General features: G+C 34.5%; 19 protein-coding genes. 14 read left to right on the forward strand and 5 right to left on the reverse strand.

Translation table 11 applies throughout. The features are described 5' to 3' along the window. Positions 1-114 precede the first annotated feature (114 nt). Positions 115-1,098: a GMP reductase gene (gene guaC / locus AC1DMU_RS15450; protein WP_000432444.1), complete on the reverse strand. Its 984-nt coding sequence runs from the start codon at positions 1,096-1,098 to the stop codon at positions 115-117. 240 nt (positions 1,099-1,338) lie between these two features. Here guaC and AC1DMU_RS15455 point away from each other — a divergent pair, with 240 nt between their 5' ends. Both AC1DMU_RS15455 and dbpA read left to right on the forward strand, forming a co-directional pair. Then, the gene (locus AC1DMU_RS15455) at positions 1,339-2,370 is read left to right on the forward strand and encodes an acyltransferase (RefSeq protein ID WP_087981859.1); all 1,032 of its coding nucleotides are present in this window, start codon (positions 1,339-1,341) and stop codon (positions 2,368-2,370) included. A 187-nt stretch (positions 2,371-2,557) separates the two neighbouring features. Further along, positions 2,558-4,003, forward strand: a complete 1,446-nt coding sequence (gene dbpA / locus AC1DMU_RS15460) for an ATP-dependent RNA helicase DbpA (RefSeq protein WP_088065082.1) — start codon at positions 2,558-2,560, stop codon at positions 4,001-4,003. A gap of 42 nt (positions 4,004-4,045) precedes the next feature. Here the strand turns inward: dbpA and AC1DMU_RS15465 are convergent, their stop codons facing one another. Next, entirely contained in the window at positions 4,046-4,606 is a 561-nt protein-coding gene (locus AC1DMU_RS15465; RefSeq protein ID WP_088065081.1) for a DUF1836 domain-containing protein, read from the reverse strand. A 164-nt stretch (positions 4,607-4,770) separates the two neighbouring features. Between AC1DMU_RS15465 and trhA the strand changes: the two genes are divergently transcribed. From trhA to AC1DMU_RS15485, 4 genes are all read left to right on the forward strand, one after another. Beyond that, entirely contained in the window at positions 4,771-5,418 is a 648-nt protein-coding gene (gene trhA, locus AC1DMU_RS15470) for a PAQR family membrane homeostasis protein TrhA (protein WP_476941526.1), read from the forward strand. Positions 5,419-5,642: 224 nt separating this feature from the next. After that, positions 5,643-6,659: a UDP-glucose 4-epimerase GalE gene (galE, locus tag AC1DMU_RS15475; protein ID WP_087981865.1), complete on the forward strand. Its 1,017-nt coding sequence runs from the start codon at positions 5,643-5,645 to the stop codon at positions 6,657-6,659. A 469-nt stretch (positions 6,660-7,128) separates the two neighbouring features. Then, on the forward strand, positions 7,129-7,719 hold the full coding sequence (locus AC1DMU_RS15480; protein ID WP_000542569.1) for an AmiS/UreI family transporter: 591 nt from the start codon (positions 7,129-7,131) through the stop codon (positions 7,717-7,719). A 99-nt stretch (positions 7,720-7,818) separates the two neighbouring features. After that, complete coding sequence (locus AC1DMU_RS15485) at positions 7,819-8,706, forward strand: NAD-dependent epimerase/dehydratase family protein (protein WP_142287457.1); 888 nt, start codon at positions 7,819-7,821, stop codon at positions 8,704-8,706. An 88-nt stretch (positions 8,707-8,794) separates the two neighbouring features. On the opposite strand, the gene sodA is transcribed toward AC1DMU_RS15485, so the two are convergent. Then, positions 8,795-9,421 (reverse strand): superoxide dismutase [Mn], encoded by a 627-nt coding sequence (gene sodA, locus AC1DMU_RS15490; protein WP_476941527.1) that lies wholly within the window; start codon positions 9,419-9,421, stop codon positions 8,795-8,797. Positions 9,422-9,638: 217 nt separating this feature from the next. On the opposite strand from sodA, the gene AC1DMU_RS15495 reads away from it, so the two are divergent. Both AC1DMU_RS15495 and AC1DMU_RS15500 read left to right on the forward strand, forming a co-directional pair. Continuing rightward, complete coding sequence (locus AC1DMU_RS15495) at positions 9,639-10,709, forward strand: nitric oxide synthase oxygenase (RefSeq protein ID WP_088065079.1); 1,071 nt, start codon at positions 9,639-9,641, stop codon at positions 10,707-10,709. A gap of 361 nt (positions 10,710-11,070) precedes the next feature. Beyond that, positions 11,071-12,639 (forward strand): BCCT family transporter, encoded by a 1,569-nt coding sequence (locus AC1DMU_RS15500; RefSeq protein ID WP_088065078.1) that lies wholly within the window; start codon positions 11,071-11,073, stop codon positions 12,637-12,639. Positions 12,640-12,735: 96 nt separating this feature from the next. On the opposite strand, the gene AC1DMU_RS15505 is transcribed toward AC1DMU_RS15500, so the two are convergent. Next, complete coding sequence (locus tag AC1DMU_RS15505; RefSeq protein WP_088065077.1) at positions 12,736-14,034, reverse strand: MFS transporter; 1,299 nt, start codon at positions 14,032-14,034, stop codon at positions 12,736-12,738. A gap of 328 nt (positions 14,035-14,362) precedes the next feature. Between AC1DMU_RS15505 and lytS the strand changes: the two genes are divergently transcribed. The 6 genes from lytS (at position 14,363) to msrB (ending at position 20,571) form a co-directional block, all read left to right on the forward strand. Then, the gene (lytS, locus tag AC1DMU_RS15510; RefSeq protein WP_088065076.1) at positions 14,363-16,132 is read left to right on the forward strand and encodes a two-component system sensor histidine kinase LytS; all 1,770 of its coding nucleotides are present in this window, start codon (positions 14,363-14,365) and stop codon (positions 16,130-16,132) included. Beyond that, on the forward strand, positions 16,110-16,850 hold the full coding sequence (locus AC1DMU_RS15515; RefSeq protein ID WP_048542820.1) for a LytR/AlgR family response regulator transcription factor: 741 nt from the start codon (positions 16,110-16,112) through the stop codon (positions 16,848-16,850). Before lytS ends, AC1DMU_RS15515 begins: the two co-directional genes overlap by 23 nt. 133 nt (positions 16,851-16,983) lie before the next feature. Beyond that, the gene (gene lrgA / locus AC1DMU_RS15520; protein ID WP_000104908.1) at positions 16,984-17,415 is read left to right on the forward strand and encodes an antiholin-like murein hydrolase modulator LrgA; all 432 of its coding nucleotides are present in this window, start codon (positions 16,984-16,986) and stop codon (positions 17,413-17,415) included. Between the two features lie 34 nt (positions 17,416-17,449). Beyond that, positions 17,450-18,142 (forward strand): antiholin-like protein LrgB, encoded by a 693-nt coding sequence (lrgB, locus tag AC1DMU_RS15525; RefSeq protein ID WP_000168869.1) that lies wholly within the window; start codon positions 17,450-17,452, stop codon positions 18,140-18,142. A gap of 328 nt (positions 18,143-18,470) precedes the next feature. Beyond that, the gene (locus AC1DMU_RS15530) at positions 18,471-19,514 is read left to right on the forward strand and encodes an AI-2E family transporter (RefSeq protein ID WP_088065075.1); all 1,044 of its coding nucleotides are present in this window, start codon (positions 18,471-18,473) and stop codon (positions 19,512-19,514) included. A 91-nt stretch (positions 19,515-19,605) separates the two neighbouring features. After that, entirely contained in the window at positions 19,606-20,571 is a 966-nt protein-coding gene (msrB, locus tag AC1DMU_RS15535) for a peptide-methionine (R)-S-oxide reductase MsrB (protein ID WP_088065074.1), read from the forward strand. Positions 20,572-20,598: 27 nt separating this feature from the next. On the opposite strand, the gene AC1DMU_RS15540 is transcribed toward msrB, so the two are convergent. Then, positions 20,599-23,715 (reverse strand): efflux RND transporter permease subunit, encoded by a 3,117-nt coding sequence (locus AC1DMU_RS15540; RefSeq protein WP_088065073.1) that lies wholly within the window; start codon positions 23,713-23,715, stop codon positions 20,599-20,601. Between the last annotated feature and the right edge of the window lie 114 nt (positions 23,716-23,829).

Below are 23,829 nucleotides of genomic sequence, written 5' to 3' on the forward strand. Positions count from 1 at the left end.
AGTATCTAAAAACATGATACTAGAAAATTCAGTAAAATGAAAATAATTTACATTTCTATGTATGAAAAAGAAGGACAAGCATAAAAATGCTTGTCCTTCGAGTTAAATTTAAAATTAATATACTTTATCACCGTTGAAAATAGAGTTTTTCACGACTACATAATCTACAGTACGAATTGAGTCTAATTTTGTTCCGCCAGCGTAAGAGATAGAAGATTGAAGATCTTGTTCCATTTCGATTAAAGTATCTTCTAAAGAACCTTTATGCTCAACGAACATTTTCTTACCTTCAACGTTTTTCTTCTCACCTTTTTGGAATTCAGAAGCTGAACCGAAGTACTCTTTATAAAGTTTGCCGTCTTTTTCGATTGTTTCCCCTGGAGACTCTTCATGACCAGCGAATAGAGAACCGATCATAACCATAGTCGCCCCAAATCGAATAGATTTAGCTACGTCGCCGTGTGTACGAATACCACCGTCAGCGATAATTGGCTTACTTGCAGCTTTTGCACACCAGCGAAGTGCAGCTAGTTGCCAACCGCCAGTTCCAAAACCTGTTTTAATTTTAGTAATACAAACTTTACCAGGTCCAATACCAACTTTTGTTGCGTCAGCACCAGCGTTTTCTAATTCTCTTACCGCTTCTGGAGTCCCAACGTTTCCAGCGATAACGAAGCTTTCTGGTAAATGCTTCTTAATATGTTGAATCATGTTGATTACAGCATTAGAATGTCCGTGTGCAATATCAATCGTGATGTATTCAGGTGTAAGTTGCTCAGCAGCTAATTGTTGTACGAATTCATACTCGTCCTCTTTTACACCAACGCTAATAGAAGCGATTAATCCACGTGATTGCATATCTCTAATGAATGAGATACGTTTCTCTGGTTGGAAACGATGCATGATATAGAAGTAATTGTTTTCAGCTAAATAAGTTGCGATTCTTTCATCAATAATCGTTTGCATATTTGCAGGTACGACAGGTAATTTAAATTTATGTTTACCTAAAGTGACAGTTGTATCACATTCAGAGCGGCTGTTTACAATACATTTTGCAGGAATTAATTGAATATCTTCATAGTCGAATACGTTTTCCATCATTTACACCCCTAAAATACGAATATTTAATTCATTTTATTTAAAAATGTTCGTCCAAAAGATAATTTACATTATTTTCACTCATAAGTCAAAGGTTTTCATGTTTATATTTAAAAATTAAGGTTTAGCTACGTATGTTGTAAGTTCATGTAATTAAAATGTGTTTAAACATAGTATTATTTGATGTAAAATTATGTTTGGGAAATAAAAGTTAAAGAGGTAAATTTAGGAGGGGTGCTAATGAAGCGCTTAGTATATATGGATTGGTTGCGTGTATTAGCAACGATCGCAGTGGTTACAATTCACGTTTCTGCTGGTTATGTTTCTATGTTAGATGCAAATAACGTATCACGCTGGATGGCTGGTAACTTGTTTGAATCGATTTCACGTGCGAGTGTTCCGATTTTTGTAATGATTAGTGGAGCGTTATTGTTAAAGGGTACAAAAGATATTTCAGTCGGGGAATTTTTACAGAAGCGTGCAAGTAAAGTAATTATACCTTTTGTAGCTTGGAGCGCTATATTTTATGCATATGGAGCATATGCAGGATATTTCCCGGCATCTTTAAAGCAAGGGATAAAGCACTTTTTAACGGATACTATTGGGGGACATTTATGGTTCTTATACATGATTGTAGGGATATATTTAATTACACCTCTACTGAAAATCTTTGTGAAGAACGCTAAAAAAAGAGAGATAGAATACTTTTTAATTTTATGGCTATATGCGTCTGTTGTAGTCAATTTAGTGAAATATTATTATCCTATCAACTTTAACATTGAATTATTTTACGTTACAAATTATGTAGGGTATTTCTTACTTGGTTATTATTTATCCAATTACGATATTTCGAAAAAATGGAGGAATATTTCTTACATTGGAGGACTTGTAGGATTTATTAGTACATTCTTTATTACATATTACTATACAGTAAAAGCAAATGGACAGTTAGAGCAGTTTTGGTATGGATATTTTGCGCCAGGTGTTGTACTGATGGCGATCGGATTATTTATATTTTTCAAATATGCATTCCAAAAGTCAGAAAGAGAATTACCATTGTTATTCCGTTTTATAAATCAAGCAAGCCTTGGAATCTATATTCTTCACTTCTTCTTATTAAATAACTTGTTGTACATGGTTTTCCCTAAGGTAAATGAGCGTGTACATGCAATATTGGCAATACCTATTAATGTAACGATTACAATTGTTCTTAGTCTGGTAATTACGTTAGTATTGCAAAGAATACCAGTTGTGAAAAAATTAGTTCCGTAAAAATGAATACAGTATAGATAGGGCAGACTTATTATTAAGGCTGCCTTTTCCTATTTTAAAATTATACTTAGATAAATTTAGGTTGAAACGAATTGAAAACAGTGGATTAATATAGTATCTTACTATAGTCTAAAGTGAGGTATGAAGAACATAATAGGTTAAATATAAAATCAAATGAGGTTAATATATGAGTAAAAAAAGCTTTAGTAATTATGCATTAAGTAAAGAAGTAAGACGAGCACTTACTGGTTTAGGATATGAGTATCCGACAGAAGTGCAAGGAGAGGTTATTCCAGTTGCATTGCAAAAGAAGGATCTTGTTGTAAAGTCGCAAACGGGAAGTGGAAAAACGGCTTCGTTCGGAATACCACTTTGTGAAATGGTAGAGTGGGAAGAGAATAAACCACAAGCATTAGTTTTAACACCAACGAGGGAACTTGCTGTTCAAGTGAAAGAAGATATTACGAATATAGGGCGATTCAAAAGAATTAAAGCTGCTGCAATTTATGGTAAATCTCCATTTGCACGTCAAAAATTAGAGTTAAAGCAAAAGACGCATATTGTAGTGGGGACCCCAGGACGTGTGTTGGATCATATTGAAAAAGGGACCCTTTCTTTAGATCGATTGAAATATTTAGTGATTGATGAAGCAGATGAAATGCTAAATATGGGCTTTATCGATCAAGTAGAGGCAATTATTGATGAATTACCTACAAAAAGAATGACAATGCTATTTTCAGCAACCCTACCGGAAGATATTGAAAAGTTATCCCGTACATATATGAATGCACCAACTCATATTGAAATTAAAGCAGCTGGGATTACAACAGATAAAATTGAACATACCCTTTTTGAAGTAAGGGAAGAAGAGAAGCTTTCACTTCTTAAGGATGTAACTATGATTGAAAATCCAGACAGTTGCATTATTTTTTGTCGTACACAAGAAAACGTAGACCATGTATATAGACAGCTAAAACGAGTTAATTATCCTTGTGACAAAATACACGGTGGTATGGTGCAGGAAGATCGTTTTGAAGTTATGGATGATTTTAGAAAAGGAAAGTTCCGTTATTTAGTAGCAACTGATGTAGCTGCGAGAGGAATTGATATTGATAATATTACACATGTTATTAATTACGATATTCCATTAGAAAAAGAAAGCTATGTACACCGTACTGGAAGGACGGGACGAGCTGGTAATAATGGAAAAGCTATTACATTTATAACGCCTTATGAAAATAGATTTTTAGAAGAGATTGAGGAATATATCGGATTTGAAATTCCAAAGGAACTGGCACCTTCAAAAGAAGAAGTTATAAAAGAGAAAGCAGTATTTGAAGAAAAAATATATGCTAAACCAATTATAAAGAAAGATAAAAATGCAGACCTAAACAAAGGAATTATGAAATTGTACTTTAATGGCGGAAAGAAAAAGAAAATTAGGGCGGTAGATTTCGTTGGTACAATTGCTAAAATTCAAGGTGTTTCTGCTGATGATATAGGTATTATTACAATACAAGATAATGTTTCGTATGTTGAAATATTAAACGGAAAAGGACCACTTGTTTTAAAGGTTATGAGAAATACAACGATAAAAGGTAAACAATTAAAAGTTCATGAGGCAATTAAGTAAACAAAAAAACTATCCACTATAATAGGTGGATAGTTTTTTTATTTAAGATTCTTTTAAATCATCAATCAACTTCTCAGCTAAGCGCCTATACATATTACTCATCGACACAAATGATGTTAGTAATAAAAATTTCTCTAGATTCGGATCTTCTAAGGAAGAAATTTCACTTACTTCTGAAACAAGATTATTTACGTCTTGTGTAAAGCTTTCGACGTTTTTTTCGGTAAGAGAAAGATAATCTTTATATAATGTATTTAATTCGAATGAATCATCGTTTAATAAGGATTCATTTATATTTTCTAAGGAGCTTTTTATGTCATTAATGGAAAGGGCTCCTTTTAATTGATAAATTAAGCTGATTAAAATCATATGCTCTTTTGAGTATTTTTTATTTTTGATTGGAATAAACAGTTTCCCTTTTGCGTAATTGTTAATCATTGTTTTTGTTAATACTTTTTCATCATCGGTTCTTGTTGTATCCGAATAAGTATTTTCAAATAATTGGACAACCTGGTCTACATACAAGTCGACATTTGGAATATCCTCAAGCGTAATGTTTTTTTCTAAATATAATGTTTCAAGCAGTTTATTTATATTTTCCACGTAGAACCCCTCACTTTTATAACTTAGTGGAGCATAATGTTTAGTTTATCTCTAAATATGGTATTACGAAACAAATGAATTGTAAATGTTGACCTCTAATAATAATACGTATATAATTACATGTAGTTATTGAAACTACATGTAATTATATGAGGGGTGTATATATGAATGCTTATGTAAGAGAACCAGTTAATGCTTTTACCCACTTGGGAGGAGCTGTATTATCATTTATTGCATTATTAGCTATGCTTGTAAAAGTTTCTATTAAGATGCCATCTTTTRCGGCAATTACAGCTGTTATTTTGTTTGGTATCGGAATGATGGTTCTGTATACAGCATCAGCTGTATATCATAGTGTTGTAGCCAGTGAACGTGTTATTTATTTCTTTCGGAAGCTTGATCACTCTATGATTTTTATATTGATTGCAGGTACATATGCACCATTTTGTTTAATTACATTACATTCCGCAAACGGTTTATTATTATTTTGTTTAGTTTATGCAACTGCCATTTGTGGTATTGTTTTTAAAATGTTTTGGTTTAGTTGCCCGAGATGGTTATCAACAGCAATTTATATTACAATGGGCTGGTTAATTGTTCTGTTCTTTGCACCGTTAGCTGCTAACTTAAGTGCAGGAGGTATCGTGCTTCTAGTGCTTGGAGGCATTCTTTATACAATCGGTGGATTTATTTATGGAACAAAGCCAAAATGGTTAGAGTTTAAACATATGGGGCATCATGAAATTTTTCACGTGTTCGTGTTATTGGGAAGCCTTGCCCACTTTTTAAGTGTATATTGCTACGTAATTTAACAAGATGAAATTTCCGAGTGATTTTTATTTTTTCTTGATTAATAAATAAAGATATAGACACATATGTATGTTAAAGAGTTGCATAACGTAAAGGTTATGCGGCTCTTTTTTATATAAATAATAATTCGAAATAAATATTCTAAATTATCAGTCTTTTGTGGTAGGATAGATTTGTATTGAGGTTATAAAATTTTATAATTAATAATAAGTGGGGGACTATATATATGGCGATACTTATAACAGGTGGAGCAGGATATATTGGTAGTCATACGTGTATAGAATTATTAAATAATAATTATAAAATTATAGTCGTAGATAATCTTTCAAATAGTTCAATCGAGTCCTTAAATCGAGTAAAAGAAATAACAGGAAAACAATTTGAATTTTATAAAGAAAGTGTTTTAAATCGTGAAAAAATGAATGAGATTTTTTTGAAAAATAATATTGAAGCGGTTATACATTTTGCTGGATTTAAAGCAGTGGGGGAATCGACTACAATTCCTCTAACATATTATTATAATAATATAATAAGTACAATCGTACTATGTGATGTGATGCAGAAACATCATGTTAAAAAGTTTATTTTTAGTTCATCTGCAACTGTATATGGAATTCCAAAAACGTCACCAATTACAGAAGAATTTCCACTAAGTGTGACAAATCCATATGGGCAAACAAAATTAATGATTGAGCAAATTATGCGTGATGTGGCAAAAGCTGATGATGAATGGAGTATTGCGTTACTTCGTTATTTCAATCCCTTCGGAGCACATAAAAGTGGTCGTATTGGAGAAGATCCAAATGGGATTCCGAATAATTTAATGCCATATGTAACGCAGGTGGCGGTAGGTAAATTAAAGGAACTAAATATATTCGGAAACGACTATCCAACAAAAGACGGGACAGGTGTCCGTGATTATATTCACGTTGTTGACCTTGCAAAAGGACATGTAAAGGCACTTGAGAAAGTACTTGAGACGAAAGGAATAGAGGCATATAATCTTGGCACAGGTAAAGGGTATAGTGTGTTAGAGATGATAAAGGCTTTTGAGGAGGTTTCAGGTAAAAAAATACCTTATAAAGTGATAGGGCGTCGTCCTGGTGATGTAGCAGTATGTTTTGCTGATGTATCTAAAGCGAAACGAGAATTAGGATGGGAAGCAGAATATGGGTTAGAAGAGATGTGTGTAGATTCTTGGAGATGGCAGGTAAATAATAAAAACGGCTATCAAATGATTTAAGGTAGTTAGTAAAGCATTCTCTTATTAATTTGTAGGATATTTTATGTATATAATAAATTGTTTTCTTTATTATGTTGCTTGAGGTCAGTAATATGTTCAATTTAGGAAAGAGAATGTAATAAAATATTACTGACCATAGCATTTGAATAGCAACCGGTTCTATTGAAAAGTATTCCAATACTTGTATCATTGTTAAAGTGCGTTTATAATCAAATAATCTTGTTAGCTTTTTGCTTGAATTACGTATTATTGAAAGCGTTTTTATTGCGTGATATATTTTGATTGACATCATTACTGTATAAAATGTATGAAAAGGGTTTTTCTATTGTTTTTTAAGGTAGGAAGTCTGACTTATTTTCGAAAAAACTTCGTATGTAGTTGTAAGTAAGAAGGAGAATAAGGAATAATATAATTTTTACAAGACGGGGAGGGTACAGTGTGAAAATGTAAGGTTTTCACATGAGGATATATGGGGTACGTAGGATTATTACTTTCGGGTGCAGCTTTATTTTTAAATAGTCTTGTTATATTAGGGAAAGCAGAGATGAAAAGTGCGGGTGTTTTTAATTTATTTGTGGGTGCACTACAAATTATTATTCCGTTCTATTTGATCATGATTTCTGACCAAAGTAATTGGACAGTGTATTCATATGCAGCTACTTTCTTATTTGGATTAACCTATTTATATGTAGGTGTTACCTTTATAAAAGGAATGGATAGTAGCGGTTTAGGTTGGTTTTGTATTTGGGTAGCAATTATTGCTTTATTCTATATGGTTGTTTCATTTGTTCAATTTCACGATGTTGTTAATGCATTAACGTGGTTTATGTGGGCATTACTTTGGTATTTATTCTTTGTATTAAATACACAAAAGAAGAATATCAATCAATATCTTGGAAGAATTGCCTTCGTACAATCATGGGTAACATTGACGTTGCCTTCACTCTTTTATTTTATGGGAGTATGGGGAGAGGGATTCGTATATGAACTATGGGTTTATGTATCCGTAATTTCTATTTTATACTTCTGTTATTGTATTTATAAATATCGAGTACGTTAATATATTTTCTGTAGAAAAGCATGGAATCGTTAAACGAATTCCATGCTTTTTCTATATTAGCATTTATAATAGAGAGGTAGTATTTTACAATTTATCAAAATGGGGATGATGAATTTGAAAAAAGTATTGGTGCTAGGGGGAACAAGATTTTTTGGTAAACATTTAGTAGAAGCACTTTTGCAAGCTGGACACGATGTAACAATTGCGACGAGAGGCATTACTGAAGATTCTTTTGGAAGTGTAGTAAACAGATTGATTGTAGATAGAGAAGACGAAAAACAACTAGCTGAGCGTCTAAAAGATAAAAGTTATGATATCGTATACGATAATTTATGCTATAGCTCGAATGCGGCGAAGATAGTATGTGGAGTGTTACGAGGAAAAACGAAGAAATACATTATGACATCTTCAATGGCTGTTTACGAGCCAGCACTAGGCTTATTAGAAGAGAACTTTAATCCGTACGAGTATGCCGTTACGTATGGTGGTAGGAAGGATTTTACTTATAGTGAAGGAAAGAGATTAGCCGAAGCGGTTTCATTTCAACAAGCAACATTCCCAGTTGTTGCAGTACGTTTTCCAGTTGTTATTGGAGAAAACGATTATACGAAAAGGTTACAATTTTACGTTGAACATATTGTGAAGCAAGAACCTGTCGCCGTGAATAATCTAGATGGAGAGTTATCATTTATACATGAAAAAGAAGCAGGAGAATTTTTAGCTTGGTGCGGGATGAAGGACATAGAAGGGCCAATTAATGCTTGTAGCAACGGGGTAGTTTCTACTCGAGAAGTTATTCATTTCATAGAAGAAAATACGGGAATAAAAGCACTCGTTCAAGAAGTAGGAGATAATGTAGCACCTTATAATGAAGTGATTAATTGTACATTACATAATGGAAAAGCTAGTGAATTAGGATTCCCGTTCCGAGAATTGAAAATAGAAATAGAACAAGTATTACGTTATTACATACATGCAATGAAATAATCATAAATCCCCCGGTGGCAATCCGGGGGATTCTGGAGGATTTCGACAATACTAATTGTACATTACCAAACTTACCTTATACGCACGACTAATGTTTTTGTGATCGCATTGCTTGTAAATACTTTTCATTTACCTGGTCCCAGTTCACTGTATGCCACCAGTTGGTAACAAATTCTGGACGCCGATTTTGATACTTTAAATAATAGGCATGTTCCCATACATCGATGACGAGTAATGGAATTTTACCTTCTTGCAAAGGTGTATCTTGATTGGGTGTACTCATAACGGAAAGTTCCTCACCGTCCAGAACAAGCCATCCATAGCCACTTCCAAAACGACTAATAGCTGCTTTGGAAAGTTGATCTTTTAAGTTGTCAAAGGTATTGAAATAATAATCAATTACTTTTGCAACGTCTCCATTAGGCTCACTGCCACCTCGCGGGCTCATTACTTCCCAAAAAAGACTATGACAATAGTGACCACCACCGTTATTTCTGACAGCTGTAACAATTTCTTTTGGTAAAGTTTCTAAATTACATAGTAACTCTTCTAAAGATTTATTATGTAATTCCGTATAGTTTTCTAAAGCGGCATTCAAGTTATTTACGTATGTCRCATGGTGCTTTCCATGATGAATAGAAAGCGTGTTGCTATCGATATATGGCTCTAGTTCATCATAGTCATATGAAAGCTTTGGCAATTGAAATGAAGACATAACATTCCCTCCTTTCTCATTAAAAAGTTGGTCTAGGTAAAAATAATTTACCTGAGTCAAAAATACACCTATTTTTTATACAAGTCAATAGTAATCTCTTTAATTTTCTGAAAAATATTACAATAAAAGTAACACTTCGACTTTCATTTGTGACTCTTATTCTTTTTGCTTATACTGTAAAGTAGTAACGTTTTGTTGAAATAGAAGGAGATCGTTTATGAGTAAAACGAAACAATTAATAGAGGAAGCGAGTCATTTTATTACGGTTTGCTATAAAGAGCTTAATAAAGAACAATTCATAGAAGAGAGAATAAAAGAAATTCAAGTTGAGATAGAGAAGACGGGGACGTATGAGCATACATTTGAAGAACTTGTTCATGGATCGCGAATGGCATGGCGCAATAGTAATCGATGTATCGGAAGACTATTTTGGAGTAAGATGCACATATTAGATGCACGTGAAGTAAATGATGAGGAAGGTGTATACAACGCATTAATTCATCATATTAAATATGCAACGAACGATGGGAAAGTTAAACCGACAATTACAATTTTTAAGCAATATCAAGGTGAAGAAAATAATATACGAATTTATAATCACCAATTGATTCGGTATGCAGGGTATAAAACAGAAATGGGAGTGATTGGTGACTCTCATTCCACTGCGTTTACGGATTTTTGCCAGGAACTTGGCTGGCGAGGAGAAGGTACGAATTTCGATGTATTGCCACTTGTTTTTTCTGTCGATGGAAAAGAACCTGTATATAAAGAAATTCCAAAAAAAGAAGTGAAAGAGGTACCAATTGAACATCCAGAGTACCCAATCTCATCTTTAGGAGCAAAATGGTATGGGGTTCCAATGATTTCAGATATGCGCTTAGAAATTGGCGGTATTTCCTATACAGCCGCTCCGTTCAATGGATGGTATATGGGGACGGAGATTGGGGCTCGTAACTTAGCGGATCATGATCGTTATAATTTACTGCCGGCTGTTGCGGAGATGATGAAGCTCGATACATCGAGAAACGGTACGTTATGGAAAGACAAGGCGCTAATTGAATTAAACGTGGCTGTTTTACATTCTTTTAAAAAACAAGGAGTTAGTATTGTGGATCACCATACAGCTGCGCAACAATTTCAACAATTTGAGAAGCAGGAAGCGGCATGTGGACGGGTTGTAACAGGTAATTGGGTATGGCTCATTCCACCGTTGTCGCCAGCTACCACTCATATTTATCATAAACCGTATCCAAATGAAATTTTGAAGCCAAATTTCTTTCATAAATAATAGCTAGTATAGTTTTTTTATGCAAATTATAATTTTTTTTAATTACTGTTACGTAGCAAATGGAAGCCTTTACTCTCGGTTATTTTTGGAAGGAGCTTTTTGAACCAAGGAGTTCCTTATGTTATAATCAAATTTCTGTTTCGAAGACCTTATAGAAATATAAGGTCTTTTGTTTTGCTTTTTTATGTAATAGGAATAGAAAATTTCTTTTAAATAAGGGATTTAGCATATTTTTAGGGACAACATAAGTGTGTAGAAAATTGATGAATTATTATGCTTATATAATCATTGTGTTTTGGATGTAAACAATAAAACATAATAAAGTTGTTTTTTTAGATTGCTGAGGAAGGAGGAAGTGTAAATGAGAATGAAGAGTCGAAAAACGGATTGGCCTGTATTTCTTATTAGTGGTGGCTCACTTTTATTATTTGTAATTGCAGTTATTTTAAATAAAAGTTACGTAGAGGGAGTCATTAATAGCAGTTTTGCAGCTTCAATTAAATATTTTGGTGCCTTTTGGCAAGTTTTATTAATTGGTACATTTGTTGTTGCAATGTGTATGGCATTTTCGAAATATGGGAGAGTTAAACTTGGGGGGCTAGAAAAACCTGAGATTAGTACGACAAAATGGCTCGCTATTATTATGTCTACATTACTTGCTGGAGGTGGCGTTTTTTGGGCAGCCGCAGAGCCGATGTACCATTTGATGACGGTGCCACCAATACATGAAGGTATAACTGCTGGGACGCAAGAAGCGGTAATGCCTGCTTTAGCACAAAGTTATATGCACTGGGGTTTCCTGGCTTGGACGATTTTAGGTACAATTAGTGCGGTAGTTATGATGTACGGGCATTATCATAAAGATATGCCGTTAAAACCTCGAACGCTTTTATATCCTATCTTTGGGGAGAGATTGCGAAAGAGTTGGCTTGGAACAATGATCGATGTATTTGCCATTATTGCGGTAGCTGCAGGGACGATTGGTCCAATCGGATTTTTAGGACTACAAGCAAGTTATGGGTTACAAGCATTGTTTAACATTCCTGATGTGTTTACTACTCAATTAGCTATTATTGTTTGTGTAGTAGCTGTTTCTACTATATCTGCGGTAACGGGAATTGATAAAGGGATTCAAATTATAAGTAATTTAAATGTTAGGTTAGCAGTTTTATTAATGGTATTCGTATTACTGTTTGGACCAGGTGGATTTATTATCGATTCATTTGTTTCTTCGTTTGGATTTTATATAAATGAATTTATTCCAATGAGCACATATCGTGGTGATACAGCTTGGTTAGGGTCGTGGACAATCTTTTTCTGGGGATGGTTTATTGGATATGGACCGATGATGGCAATTTTAGTGAGCCGAATTTCAAGAGGAAGAACAATCCGAGAAATCATCGTTGCAATTGGAATTATTGCACCTATTATTACAACGTTTTGGTTTACTATACTAGGGGGATCAGGTGTGTTTTATGAGTTAATGAATCCTGGTTCTATCTCGGTGGCATTAAGTGAATCTGGTATGCCAGCGGCTATGATTGCAATTACAGAGCAACTGCCACTATCTAATATTATTGGACCTGCATTTCTTTTATTAACAATTTTATTTGTAGTAACAACAGGAGATTCAATGGCTTATTCGATTTCAATGGCAGTGACTGGAGATGGAGATCCTAGAATTAGTTTGCGAGTTTTTTGGTCGCTTATTATGGGCGCAGTTGCGGCGATTCTTTTATATATGGGTGAGGGAAGTATTAACGCCTTACAATCCTTCATTGTAGTGACGGCTGTTCCAGTATCTATTCTGTTATTCCCGATGCTATGGCTAGCGCCTAAAGTCGCAGGGGAATTAGCGTTAAAACAAGGTATTGTAAAAGAAGAAGATAAAACTAGCTTCTTGTTCCAAAAAGCTAGTAAATCAAAATAAATAATTGTATTTATATAAGAAGAGGAAGCGTTTCATTTGAGATGCTTCCTCTTTGCTATTTATTTAACTACTGTTCATACTCTGTACATTTTCAATCTATTCTAATACTTTATCTTTCGTCTCTGGAACACATAATAACATCGTAACTAAACCGATTGGATAGATAATGAAGATGAGAGATAATGCTCCCATTAAATTACCACCTGCAGCAAGTAAGCCGATAATAACAGGCCCAAATCCAGCTAAACCACGTCCTGTACCGAAAATAAAGTTTTCTGCTGTAGAGCGAGCTTCAGCAGGATAGTTTTCGGCTAAAACTGCCCCGAATCCTCCCATCATGCCATTGGCAAAGAATCCAAGCAATGCACTTCCCCATAACAATAATGTTGAGTCTGTGAATAAGAAGAAGTAAATGAGACAGTATATAGTACCACCGACATAATAGATTGTAAAAGTTTTACGGCGACCAATTTTATCAGCTAGAATACCAAAAGTTGCAATTCCAATTAGCATGCCAATTGTAGAGATGAACATCCAACCGCTCGCTTTTGCTAATGTGTAGTTATATTTATTCGCTAAAATAGTTGGCATCCATGTGAAAATTCCATAATATCCGAAGTTCTGGATGAATGACATAATAATAAGACCGATTGTTGTTATCGTTACTTTTTTATTGGCAAATAACTTTCGAAGTGGGAACTTTTTTATTTGCTTTAGTTGTTCTGCCTCGGTAGTTGTTAAATTACCTTCAGCTTCTTTTTGTAACAATTCTTTTTTGTATCGTTGTTTTTGTTCCCATATTTTCGGTTCACTTAAACTTTTGCGGACGTAAACAGCTAATAAAGCGGGAATGAGTCCAAATAAGAAAACAGCTCTCCATCCGAAATGCGGGACGATAAATGCTGGAAGGAGTGAAGCGACTAGTACGCCAAATTGCCATCCAAGTGCAACAACGGATGTCGCCTTAGCGCGCATTTCTTTAGACCATGTTTCAGTTACGATGGCCATTCCAATCCCGAATTCACCACCAACTCCCATTCCAACTAAAAAGCGAAGAATTAATAATTGCCAATAATCTGTTGCGAAATAAATAAGTGCTGTTGCGAGTGAAAATAGTAAGATTGTGAAGGCCATCGTACGGATACGCCCAAATAAATCAGCAATAAATCCAAATAAATAAGACCCGATTAGCATTCCTATTGTGGTAGCTAATGTCAAGTTTCCACCTTCAACAGGGCTCAAATGAAATTCTTTTAAAATGTAGACGAGTACGAAAGATAAGAGCAACATATCTAAACCTTCTGCTGCATATCCTAGCGCAGAACCAAACAATGTTTTATATCTTTTCTCCTTCGTTTCCTCTGTTGTTGATTGTACATCAGTAGTAACGTTCATCATTACTCCTCCTTATTTTCTTCTACAGTCGCTATGGAAGAATAACAAAAGGCCTTCTCACCTGATATGATGAGAAGGCCAAAAAAGCATACGTATCTCTAAAAAAGACCATACGTATAGTATATTCCGACTTCCTTCTCAACCTCACGGGGTTGGGTTAAAGGACTGTATTATATTACTTTATTTTTAGCACTCTTCTATTAGGTTGTCAAATAAAGAGGGGATAGTTATGTGTAAAATATTTCAAAAGATATTGCATTCTTCTTGACGCCCACTTCATTATTTTCCCATAATAAAACTAACTCATATAAAAAGGAATGAATCACAGATGCTAAATTTAGTACTTATGATGATTGAACGTGTCGGACTTATTGTTATTTTAGGATTTTTACTTTCTCATATTAGAACGTTCAGGCGCCTTCTTCATAGACAAGATGGGTATGTAGATAAGCTTAAGCTTATTTGTATTTTTTCAGTGTTTACAATTGTCAGCAATTACACGGGAATTGAAATTGCGGGGAATACAATTATGAATGAAAATTGGCTACAAGGTGTTTCGTCATCTAGTACAATTGCGAATACACGTATTATGGGTGTTGGAATTAGTGGATTGCTTGGTGGTCCTATCGTCGGAATTGGAGTAGGATCGATTGCTGGTATTCACCGTTATATGCTTGGCGGGACGACAGCGCTAAGTTGTGCAATCTCTTCAATTTTAGCAGGTGTTATAACTGGGTATATTGGACACATTTTCAAAAAATATAATCGTGCAATTACGCCTAAATTTTCAGCGATTTTAAGCGTGTTTATTGTTTCTTTAGAAATGATTATGATCCTATTAGTCGTAGAGGATGGAACTAGTATCGTGAAAACAATTGCGATACCAATGATCCTTGTAAATAGTTTCGGAAGTTTTATTTTACTTTCAATGATACAAGCTATTTTGCGTCAGGAAGAAAACGCGAAAGCTCTGCAAACGCATAAAGTATTACGAATTGCTGATAAGACATTACCATATTTTCGCAGGGGATTAACAGAAGAGTCTTGTAAACATGTGGCACAAATTATTCACCGTTTTACGGGAACGGATGCGGTATCCTTAACAGATACAGAGAAAATATTAGCTCACGTTGGATTGGCATCAGATCATCATATTCCTTCACACAGTTTAATAACAGGTTTATCGAAAGAGGTTTTACATACAGGGAAAATAATGAAAGCGAAATCACGTGAGGTTATTAATTGCCAACATGAAGGCTGTCCTTTGCAAGCAGCTATTGTTATTCCATTAACTTCACATGAAAATACGATAGGGACATTAAAACTGTATTTCAAGAACCCTAACCAGTTAAGTCGTGTTGAAGAGGAACTTGCAGAAGGATTAGCAAAAATATTTTCCACGCAGCTTGAGTTAGGTGAAGCAGAGTTACAAAGTAAGTTATTGCAAGATGCCGAAATAAAAGCGTTACAAGCACAAATCAATCCGCATTTTTTATTTAATGCGATTAATACCGTATCAGCTTTATGCCGAACAGATGTAGAAAAGGCAAGGAAGTTATTATTGCAGCTTAGCGTGTATTTTCGTTGTAATTTGCAAGGGGCACGTCAGTTGTTGATTCCACTAGAACAAGAATTAAACCATGTACAGGCATACCTATCACTAGAACAAGCAAGATTCCCAAATAAGTATGAAGTAAAGATGTATATTGAGGAAGAGTTAAAGACAACATTAGTACCACCATTTGTTCTTCAACTGTTGGTTGAAAATGCGTTGCGACATGCTTTTCCGAAGAAACAGCCAGTATGCGAAGTAGAAGTGCATGTTTTTGAAAAAGGGGGCATGGTTCACTTCGAAGTAAAAGATAATGGACAAGGAATTGAGGAAGAACGCTTAGAACAATTAGGAAAAATGGTAGTGTCGTCAAAGAAAGGGACTGGAACAGCTTTATATAATATTAATGAACGACTTATCGGGTTATTTGGGAAAGAGACAATGCTTCAAATTGAAAGTGAATTAAATGAGGGAACAGAGATTACTTTTGTTATTCCTAAAAAAATAGGGGAGGAAGAACGGAGTGTTAAAAGTATTAGTAGTTGACGATGAAATGTTAGCACGTGATGAATTGAAGTATTTATTAGAGCAAACGAAAGAAGTAGAGATAATTGGTGAGGCGGATTGTGTAGAGGATGCATTAGAGGAATTAATGAAAAACAAACCAGATATTGTTTTCCTAGACATTCAGCTATCTGATGATAACGGATTTGAAATCGCAAATATATTAAAGAAGATGAAAAATCCCCCTGCAATTGTGTTTGCTACTGCCTATGATCAATATGCGCTGCAAGCATTTGAAGTAGACGCGTTAGACTACATTTTAAAACCATTTGATGAAGAACGTATCGTACAGACATTAAAGAAATATAAAAAGCAAAAACAAATAAAATTAGAAACAAATCAAGAGGTAAAGAGTGTAGACGTAACGACCGAGATGCATAAATTAGCATTACCAATTGAAGAATCGATTGTACTCGTGAATATTGAAGATATTATATATGTAGGACTTGTGGACGGAAAAGTGACAGTAAAAACAATGAGAGAAACGTATGTAACACACGATACACTTGTAATTTTGGAAAAGAAGTTGCCACAAGCAAGTTTTATGCGTGTCCATCGCAGTTTTATTGCAAATATTAATCATATTACGGAAATACAACCATGGTTCAATTCTACATATAATTTAATTATGAAAGAAGGATCAAAAGTACCTGTTAGCCGTACATATGCAAAAGAACTCAAAAAGCTACTTCGTATTTAAGAAGTAGCTTTTTGCATTTCATCTGCCTATTTTTGTAACTAATTTTGTATATTTGACGTTCTGCTATGCAAACGCTTACAGTTTTGTTTTTATCTTATACAATAAAGGTACCAAATCGAAAGAGGTGGCCAAAATGAGTACGAAAAAAGTATATAGTTTCTTATCACAAGCATTCATATTTTCAGCTATTATGTTAGTTTCTAATATTATTGCAACGCATTTACCAATTCCGATGCCTTCATCGGTGATCGGATTAGTTATTTTATTTAGCCTATTATGTTTAAAAGTTATTAAATTGGAACAAGTTGAATCACTCGGAACGGCTTTAACAGGTATTATCGGATTCCTTTTCGTTCCATCAGGTATTTCGGTTATTAATTCTCTCGGTGTAATGGGACAATATTTTGTACAAATTTTAACTGTAATTGTTGTCGCAACAATTATTTTACTCGCTGTAACAGGATTATTTGCACAATTTATTTTAGGAAAAGACGATAAAGAAATAGAAGATACGAAAGAATTGAAAGTAGTAAATAAAGGACGCAAGCACGGAAAAGTTGCGTAACCAATTTAGTATATATTGCTAGGAGGGAATGAACATGGCAAGCACAATGACTCCATATTTCGGAATCGTCGTTTCATTAATCGCATACGGAATCGGAACATTATTATTTAAGCATTCAAAAGGATTCTTCTTATTCACACCATTATTCGTAGCGATGGTATTAGGGATTGTCTTTCTAAAAGTAGGTAACTTTACTTTTGAAGAATATAATACTGGCGGAAAAATGATTAGCTTCTTCTTAGAACCAGCAACAATCGCGTTTGCAATTCCATTATATAAACAAGTGGATAAGTTAAAAAAATATTGGTGGCAAATTTTATCGGCTATCGTGGTTGGATCTATTTGCTCAGTAATTGTCGTGTTTATTGTTGCAAAAGCAATTGGTTTAGATACAGCAGTAATGAATTCAATGTTACCACAAGCAGCAACAACAGCAATTGCATTACCAATCTCTGAAAGTATTGGTGGTATACCAGCAATTACATCGTTTGCAGTTATTTTTAATGCAGTTATTGTATACGCATTAGGAGCATTATTCTTAAAAACATTTAGAGTAAAACATCCAATTGCAAAAGGTTTAGCACTTGGAACAGCAGGTCACGCATTAGGAGTGGCAGTAGGAATTGAAATGGGTGAAGTAGAGGCAGCTATGGCAAGTATTGCTGTAACAGTAGTTGGGGTTGTAACTGTAGTTGTCATACCGATGTTTATGCCATTCATTGGATAGTAAAACTTACTTAAAAAAACGAGAAAAGCAAGCTATTTGTAGGACAGATTTCTACTGATAGCTTGCTTTTTATGTTACAGTAGTGGTAAGACCTATGTTAATAAAATGTAAGTTTCCTTAAATCTTCATTAATACTGTGTAGAATACGTTTTGAATTAGGTCATTGTATTGTAAAATAAGAAGTAAGCTACTATAGGATCTGCTAAGAGAGACCTATAATAAGCTTATAAAAATCTTTATATGAATGAATAATTAAAGGTAGAGAAGAGAGAAAAAATCTACTTATTAACGTTTTACTTTATAGGACAGGAGAGAGTACTCGTCGATTATGCAAATAAAAAACCTGTTTCAAAGCAAAGGATTTCAGAGGTTTCTCGTATTAGTAATACTTGCTCTCGTGTTATACGGGCTGCAAAGTATGTTGAATTTAATTTTAATTACGTTTATTCTCACATATTTAATGGATCGATTCCAAAAGTTTATTTCTCGCAAATTAGATCATTTCATGCCCATTAACCGAAAAATTATTATAGCGTTTCTATATGTAATGTTAATTGGTGGAATTGCTATTACGCTATTTAAATATTTACCAGTATTAACGATACAAATTTCACAATTGATTTATCAATTTAACGTATTTTTAAGAAACCCACCGGATAGTGAATTAATTAAGTATGCAGTTAATGCTGTCAATCATATGGAACTTTCGAAATATGTAGGACAAGGCGTTGACATTTTGTATAAATCGATTACGAATGTTGGGAAATTTGGCCTTCAAGTGTTACTTTCTTTAATTTTAAGTTTATTTTTCTTATTGGAGAAAGCTCGGATCGTTGCTTTTACTGCAAAATTTAAAGAAAGCCGACTTGCAATTTTCTATACTGAAATTGAGTACTTCGGTAAGAAATTTGCACGTTCATTCGGAAAAGTAATCGAAGCACAATTTTTAATTGCAGTTGTTAACTGTGTTTTATCCGTTATTGCACTATGGATATTAGGATTCCCGCAATTATTAGGTTTAGCGTTAATGATCTTCTTACTCGGTTTAATTCCAGTAGCTGGGGTTATCATTTCGTTATTCCCGCTTTGTATGATTGCTTACAATATTGGCGGTATTATGTACGTTGTTTATATTTTAATTATCGTAACAGTAATTCATGCGCTTGAAAGTTACGTGTTAAATCCGAAGTTCATGTCGCAAAAAACAAACTTACCGATCTTCTATACATTTATGGTATTAATCTTCTCAGAACACTTCTTAGGTGTATGGGGATTAATTATCGGTATTCCAATCTTCATTTTCTTATTAGATGTCTTAGATGTGACAAGTGATGAAATAGAGAATGAAGCCAGAAAAAATAAGGTGAAGTAAAGAAAAAGCATCGATGTTCGATGCTTTTTCTTTTATAACATGATGTTTTTTATGCCATACTGTAAGCAGAAGATAGAATAGGGGTGAAATAATGGCTGTAAATGAAAAGGTAGAGTTAGCTACATTTGCTGGAGGGTGCTTCTGGTGTATGGTTTCGCCATTTGAAGAGATGGAAGGAATTATAAAGGTTGTTTCTGGTTATACAGGTGGTTATAAAGAGAGTCCAACATATAAAGAAGTATGTTCAGAAACGACGGGACATTATGAGGCAGTACAAATTACATTTGATGCAAATAAAATGCCGTATGAAGAGTTATTAAATATATATTGGAGACAAATTGATCCGACTGATATAGGAGGACAATTTCACGATCGTGGACAGTCTTACGAAACAGTAATTTTTTATCACAATGAAGAACAACATAAAAAAGCAGAGGCTTCAAAAGAAGAGCTTGCAAAGAGTGGACGCTTTTCAAAACCAATTGCTACAAAAATATTACCAGCAGCTACGTTTTATCCAGCTGAAGACTATCACCAAGGATATCATAAGAAAAATACATTCCGCTATGAGTTATACCGTAAAGGATCGGGACGAGATGCTTTTATTAAACAACATTGGCCAAAAGATAATACTCATTTAAAAGAAAAACTCAATGAGATGCAGTTTTATGTAACACAGGAAAATGGAACTGAGCCACCCTTTCAAAATGAATATTGGAATCATAAAGAAGAAGGACTTTATGTAGATATCGTCTCAGGTGAACCGCTATTTACTTCTTTAGATAAATTTGATAGCGGGTGTGGATGGCCTAGCTTTACGAAGCCAGTTATGTCAGCAAGTGTGAAAGAAAAAATGGATGTCAGTCATAATATGACGCGTACGGAAGTGAGAAGCAAAGAGGGAGATTCACATCTAGGCCATGTATTCCCGGATGGCCCAGGACCAAATGGTCTTCGTTACTGTATTAATTCCGCAGCCCTTCGATTTATCCGAAAAGAGGAATTAGAGAGAGAAGGATATGGTGATTTTCTAGTCGTATTTGGGAATAAAAAATAACCTCGCTAACTGCGAGGTTATTTTTTGTTATTTTGCTTTTTTCTTTTTGAACTTGCTTAATACTTCATAAACGATTGGAACAATAAGAAGTGTTAATAACGTTGAACTTGTTAATCCACCAATTACTGTTACACCAAGTCCTTTAGAAATTAAGCCGCTACCTTCAAATCCTAATGCAAGTGGGATAAGAGCACCGATTGTTGCAATTGCAGTCATTAAAATAGGGCGAAGGCGTGTAGCACCAGCCTCTAATAAAGCTTCACGTGTTGATAGACCTTCATTTTCTTTATGAATAACACGGTCGATAAGCACGATTGCGTTTGTTACAACGATACCGATTAACATAAGTGCACCAATCATTGCAGAGACACTTAACGTTTCACCAGAGATTAATAAGGCAACAAGAGCTCCGATAATTGTGAATGGTAGCGAGAATAAAATTGCGAATGGTGCAAGGGCACCGCCAAATGTAACGACAAGAACGAAGTATACAATGGCAATCGCAGCTAACATCGCTAAGCCAAGTTGCTTGAATGATTCTTCAATATCTTTTGTAACACCGCCCATAGAAACATCTACACCGGAAGGAAGATCCATTTTATCTACTTCTTTTTGAACAGCGGCAGATGCTTTTGAAACGTCATCAGATGTTAGTTTTGCACTTACTTCTGCATAAACACGGCCATCGCGGTGTTTCACTGTATTCGAAGTTTCCCCTTCTTTTACAGTCATAACATCTTTCACAGCCACTTCAGTACCAAGTGGCGTTGTAATTTTACGATTTGTTAAGTCATCGATTGTTGCATAATTTTGTTTTTCAGCTTCGACATATACGTTGACATCTTTACCGTCTTTTTTAATTGTTGTCAGAACAGGTCGATCATGTTGATTAGAAAGTCCCATTCCGATTTGTGCAGCTGTTAGACCCATTTTACTTAGTTTTTCCTGATCTGCGACTAAAGTGTACTCTGCATACGTTTTTGCAATACTAGAGTCAATATCCTTTAAGTCTTTATTTTTCTTCATGATATTTTGAATATCTTTGACAATAGGTTTAATGTCTTCCGAGCTATCTCCGTAAACGTATAGTTTAATTTCATTACTACCGCCACTCGCTCCGAAGTCTTGGTTTTTCCATTCGCCTTTTCCAGACATCTTCTGTAAATCTTTAACGACTTGCTCTTTTTCTTTTTCGAAGTTTTTCGTGTCGTTATCATATTGCACGAAGAACATTGCTTGATTTGATTGACCAGGACTCATTGGGTTTTCGCCACCTAATGAGAATTGAATTGTTTTGACGTCTTTATTATCTTGGAAGTGCTTCTCAGCTTTCGTTGCAATTTTTTCAACATCTTCTAACGTTTGACCTGGTTCAGGGTTGTACGTTGTAATGATCATTTTTTCTTCTTCAGATGGTAAGAAACTTACACCGATAATTGGCACAAGTGCAAGACTACCAACTAATAGAAGGACAGCAATGCTTGATGTGATGATTTTATGATTTAAAGCCCATGCAAGTATGCGTTTATACCCGTTTGCTAATTTACTTGGTTTTTCTTCATGATGTACTTCTTTTTCCCTCATGCTCTCTTTTTTAAATAAAGAGTGAGCTAACATCGGCACGATTGTAACTGCTACTAGTAACGATGCTAATAAAGCGAAGACGATAGTTAAGGCAAATGGTAAGAACATTTCACCAATCATACCTTTTACTAGTCCAAGCGGTAAGAATACAGCAATTGTTACAATGGTAGAAGACATAATTGGGATAAACATTTCCTTCGTAGCTTCACGAATTAAATCTTTTCCGCGCAGTTTCTCTTCTGATAACGACATTCGTCGGTAAATATTTTCAATAACAACAATGGAGTCATCAACAACGCGTCCAATAGCGACTGTCATTGCTCCAAGTGTCATAATATTAAGCGTAATATCCATTTGTTTTATGACTAATACAGCAATTAATAAAGAAAGTGGTATGGAAACGACAGAGATTAATGTTGTTCGGATATTTCGTAGGAACAGCATAATAATAACAATCGCAAATATAGCACCAAAAATAGCTTTGCTCAGCATTGTTTCTACTGATTTCTCAATCGGTGCACCTTGGTCGAATGTTGAAATAATCTCTAAGTCTTTATATTTTTTCTCAAGGTCTTTTACTTTATCTTTCACTGCATTTACAACATCAACAGTATTCGCGTCAGCAGCTTTCACAATTTGAATTCCAATTGCTTCTTTTCCATTTGTTCGAGAAATAGATTCTGCTTTTCCGACTTCTTTAATGTCAGCAATTTCATCTAATGTAACTGTCGGAATCCCGTTCATAGCCGCTGGATTCATTTGCGGTGTTTGTGTACCAGCTCCAGCGTTTTGACTACCTTGACCGCTCGGTGATGAAGGTATAGCTGGGATCTTTAATTCTTTTAATGCTTTCATTGTTGTAATATTTCCATCTACAACAACTGATTTTTCTGTGTCTTTAAATGTATATAAGCCAAGTGGTAAAGATACGTCCGATCCTTTAATTACATTTTTTACTGTATCTTCACTTAAACCTAATTCTTTCATCTTATCTTTCTTGAAGACAAGTTGTACTTCATCTACTTGTTGACCTGAAATTTGAACAGATGCGACCCCATCAAGTCCTTTTAATCCGGGAACAACATTTTTTTCTACATTTTCAGTTAAGGCAGCTAAAGATTCATTTTTACTTGCTACGCTTAACGAAATAACTGGAAAGGCATTGAAGTTTACACGTGAAACTTTCGGGTCTTTTACACCTTCTGGGAGTTTCACATTTGTGAGAGCTTCTTTAATTTCTGTTTCAGCCTTTTCCATATTTTTATCAAAATCATATTCTACCTGAATAGAAGATGCGTTTTGAAAAGATGATGAACTAACAACGTTTACACCACTTAAGTTTTGTAGTTGCTCTTCCATCGGTTTTGAAACTTTGTCAGCTACTTCTTCTGGTGTAGCACCAGGATAAACCGTAGTTACTGTTACAACAGGTGTTGTAATATCAGGAATTGTTTCCAGCTTCATATTCAGCCCAGAATAAATACCTGCAATGGTAACAATAATGGTTAGTAGCCAAACTGCGAACTTATTTTTTAACGAGAAATTAATAATTTTGTTCATGTTTGCGCTCCCTTTGTATTGTATTGACCAACTGGTCAGTCTAATACATAATATAACTGACTGATTGGTCAGTCGTCAATGAAAAGGGATGGTATAATAAATTCATAATAAGAT

It is taken from the genome of Bacillus sp. 01N45 (genome assembly GCF_056399205.1).

Bases quoted from the DNA above. Each gene is read 5' to 3' on its own strand.
- guaC (WP_000432444.1), bottom strand. From the start codon at position 1,098: ATGGAAAACGTATTCGACTATGAAGATATTCAATTAATTCCTGCAAAA.
- AC1DMU_RS15455 (WP_087981859.1), top strand. From the start codon at position 1,339: ATGAAGCGCTTAGTATATATGGATTGGTTGCGTGTATTAGCAACGATC.
- dbpA (WP_088065082.1), top strand. From the start codon at position 2,558: ATGAGTAAAAAAAGCTTTAGTAATTATGCATTAAGTAAAGAAGTAAGA.
- galE (WP_087981865.1), top strand. From the start codon at position 5,643: ATGGCGATACTTATAACAGGTGGAGCAGGATATATTGGTAGTCATACG.
- AC1DMU_RS15480 (WP_000542569.1), top strand. From the start codon at position 7,129: ATGGGGTACGTAGGATTATTACTTTCGGGTGCAGCTTTATTTTTAAAT.
- AC1DMU_RS15485 (WP_142287457.1), top strand. From the start codon at position 7,819: ATGGGGATGATGAATTTGAAAAAAGTATTGGTGCTAGGGGGAACAAGA.
- AC1DMU_RS15495 (WP_088065079.1), top strand. From the start codon at position 9,639: ATGAGTAAAACGAAACAATTAATAGAGGAAGCGAGTCATTTTATTACG.
- AC1DMU_RS15500 (WP_088065078.1), top strand. From the start codon at position 11,071: ATGAGAATGAAGAGTCGAAAAACGGATTGGCCTGTATTTCTTATTAGT.
- AC1DMU_RS15505 (WP_088065077.1), bottom strand. From the start codon at position 14,034: ATGAACGTTACTACTGATGTACAATCAACAACAGAGGAAACGAAGGAG.
- lytS (WP_088065076.1), top strand. From the start codon at position 14,363: ATGCTAAATTTAGTACTTATGATGATTGAACGTGTCGGACTTATTGTT.
- lrgA (WP_000104908.1), top strand. From the start codon at position 16,984: ATGAGTACGAAAAAAGTATATAGTTTCTTATCACAAGCATTCATATTT.
- lrgB (WP_000168869.1), top strand. From the start codon at position 17,450: ATGGCAAGCACAATGACTCCATATTTCGGAATCGTCGTTTCATTAATC.
- AC1DMU_RS15530 (WP_088065075.1), top strand. From the start codon at position 18,471: ATGCAAATAAAAAACCTGTTTCAAAGCAAAGGATTTCAGAGGTTTCTC.
- msrB (WP_088065074.1), top strand. From the start codon at position 19,606: ATGGCTGTAAATGAAAAGGTAGAGTTAGCTACATTTGCTGGAGGGTGC.
- AC1DMU_RS15540 (WP_088065073.1), bottom strand. From the start codon at position 23,715: ATGAACAAAATTATTAATTTCTCGTTAAAAAATAAGTTCGCAGTTTGG.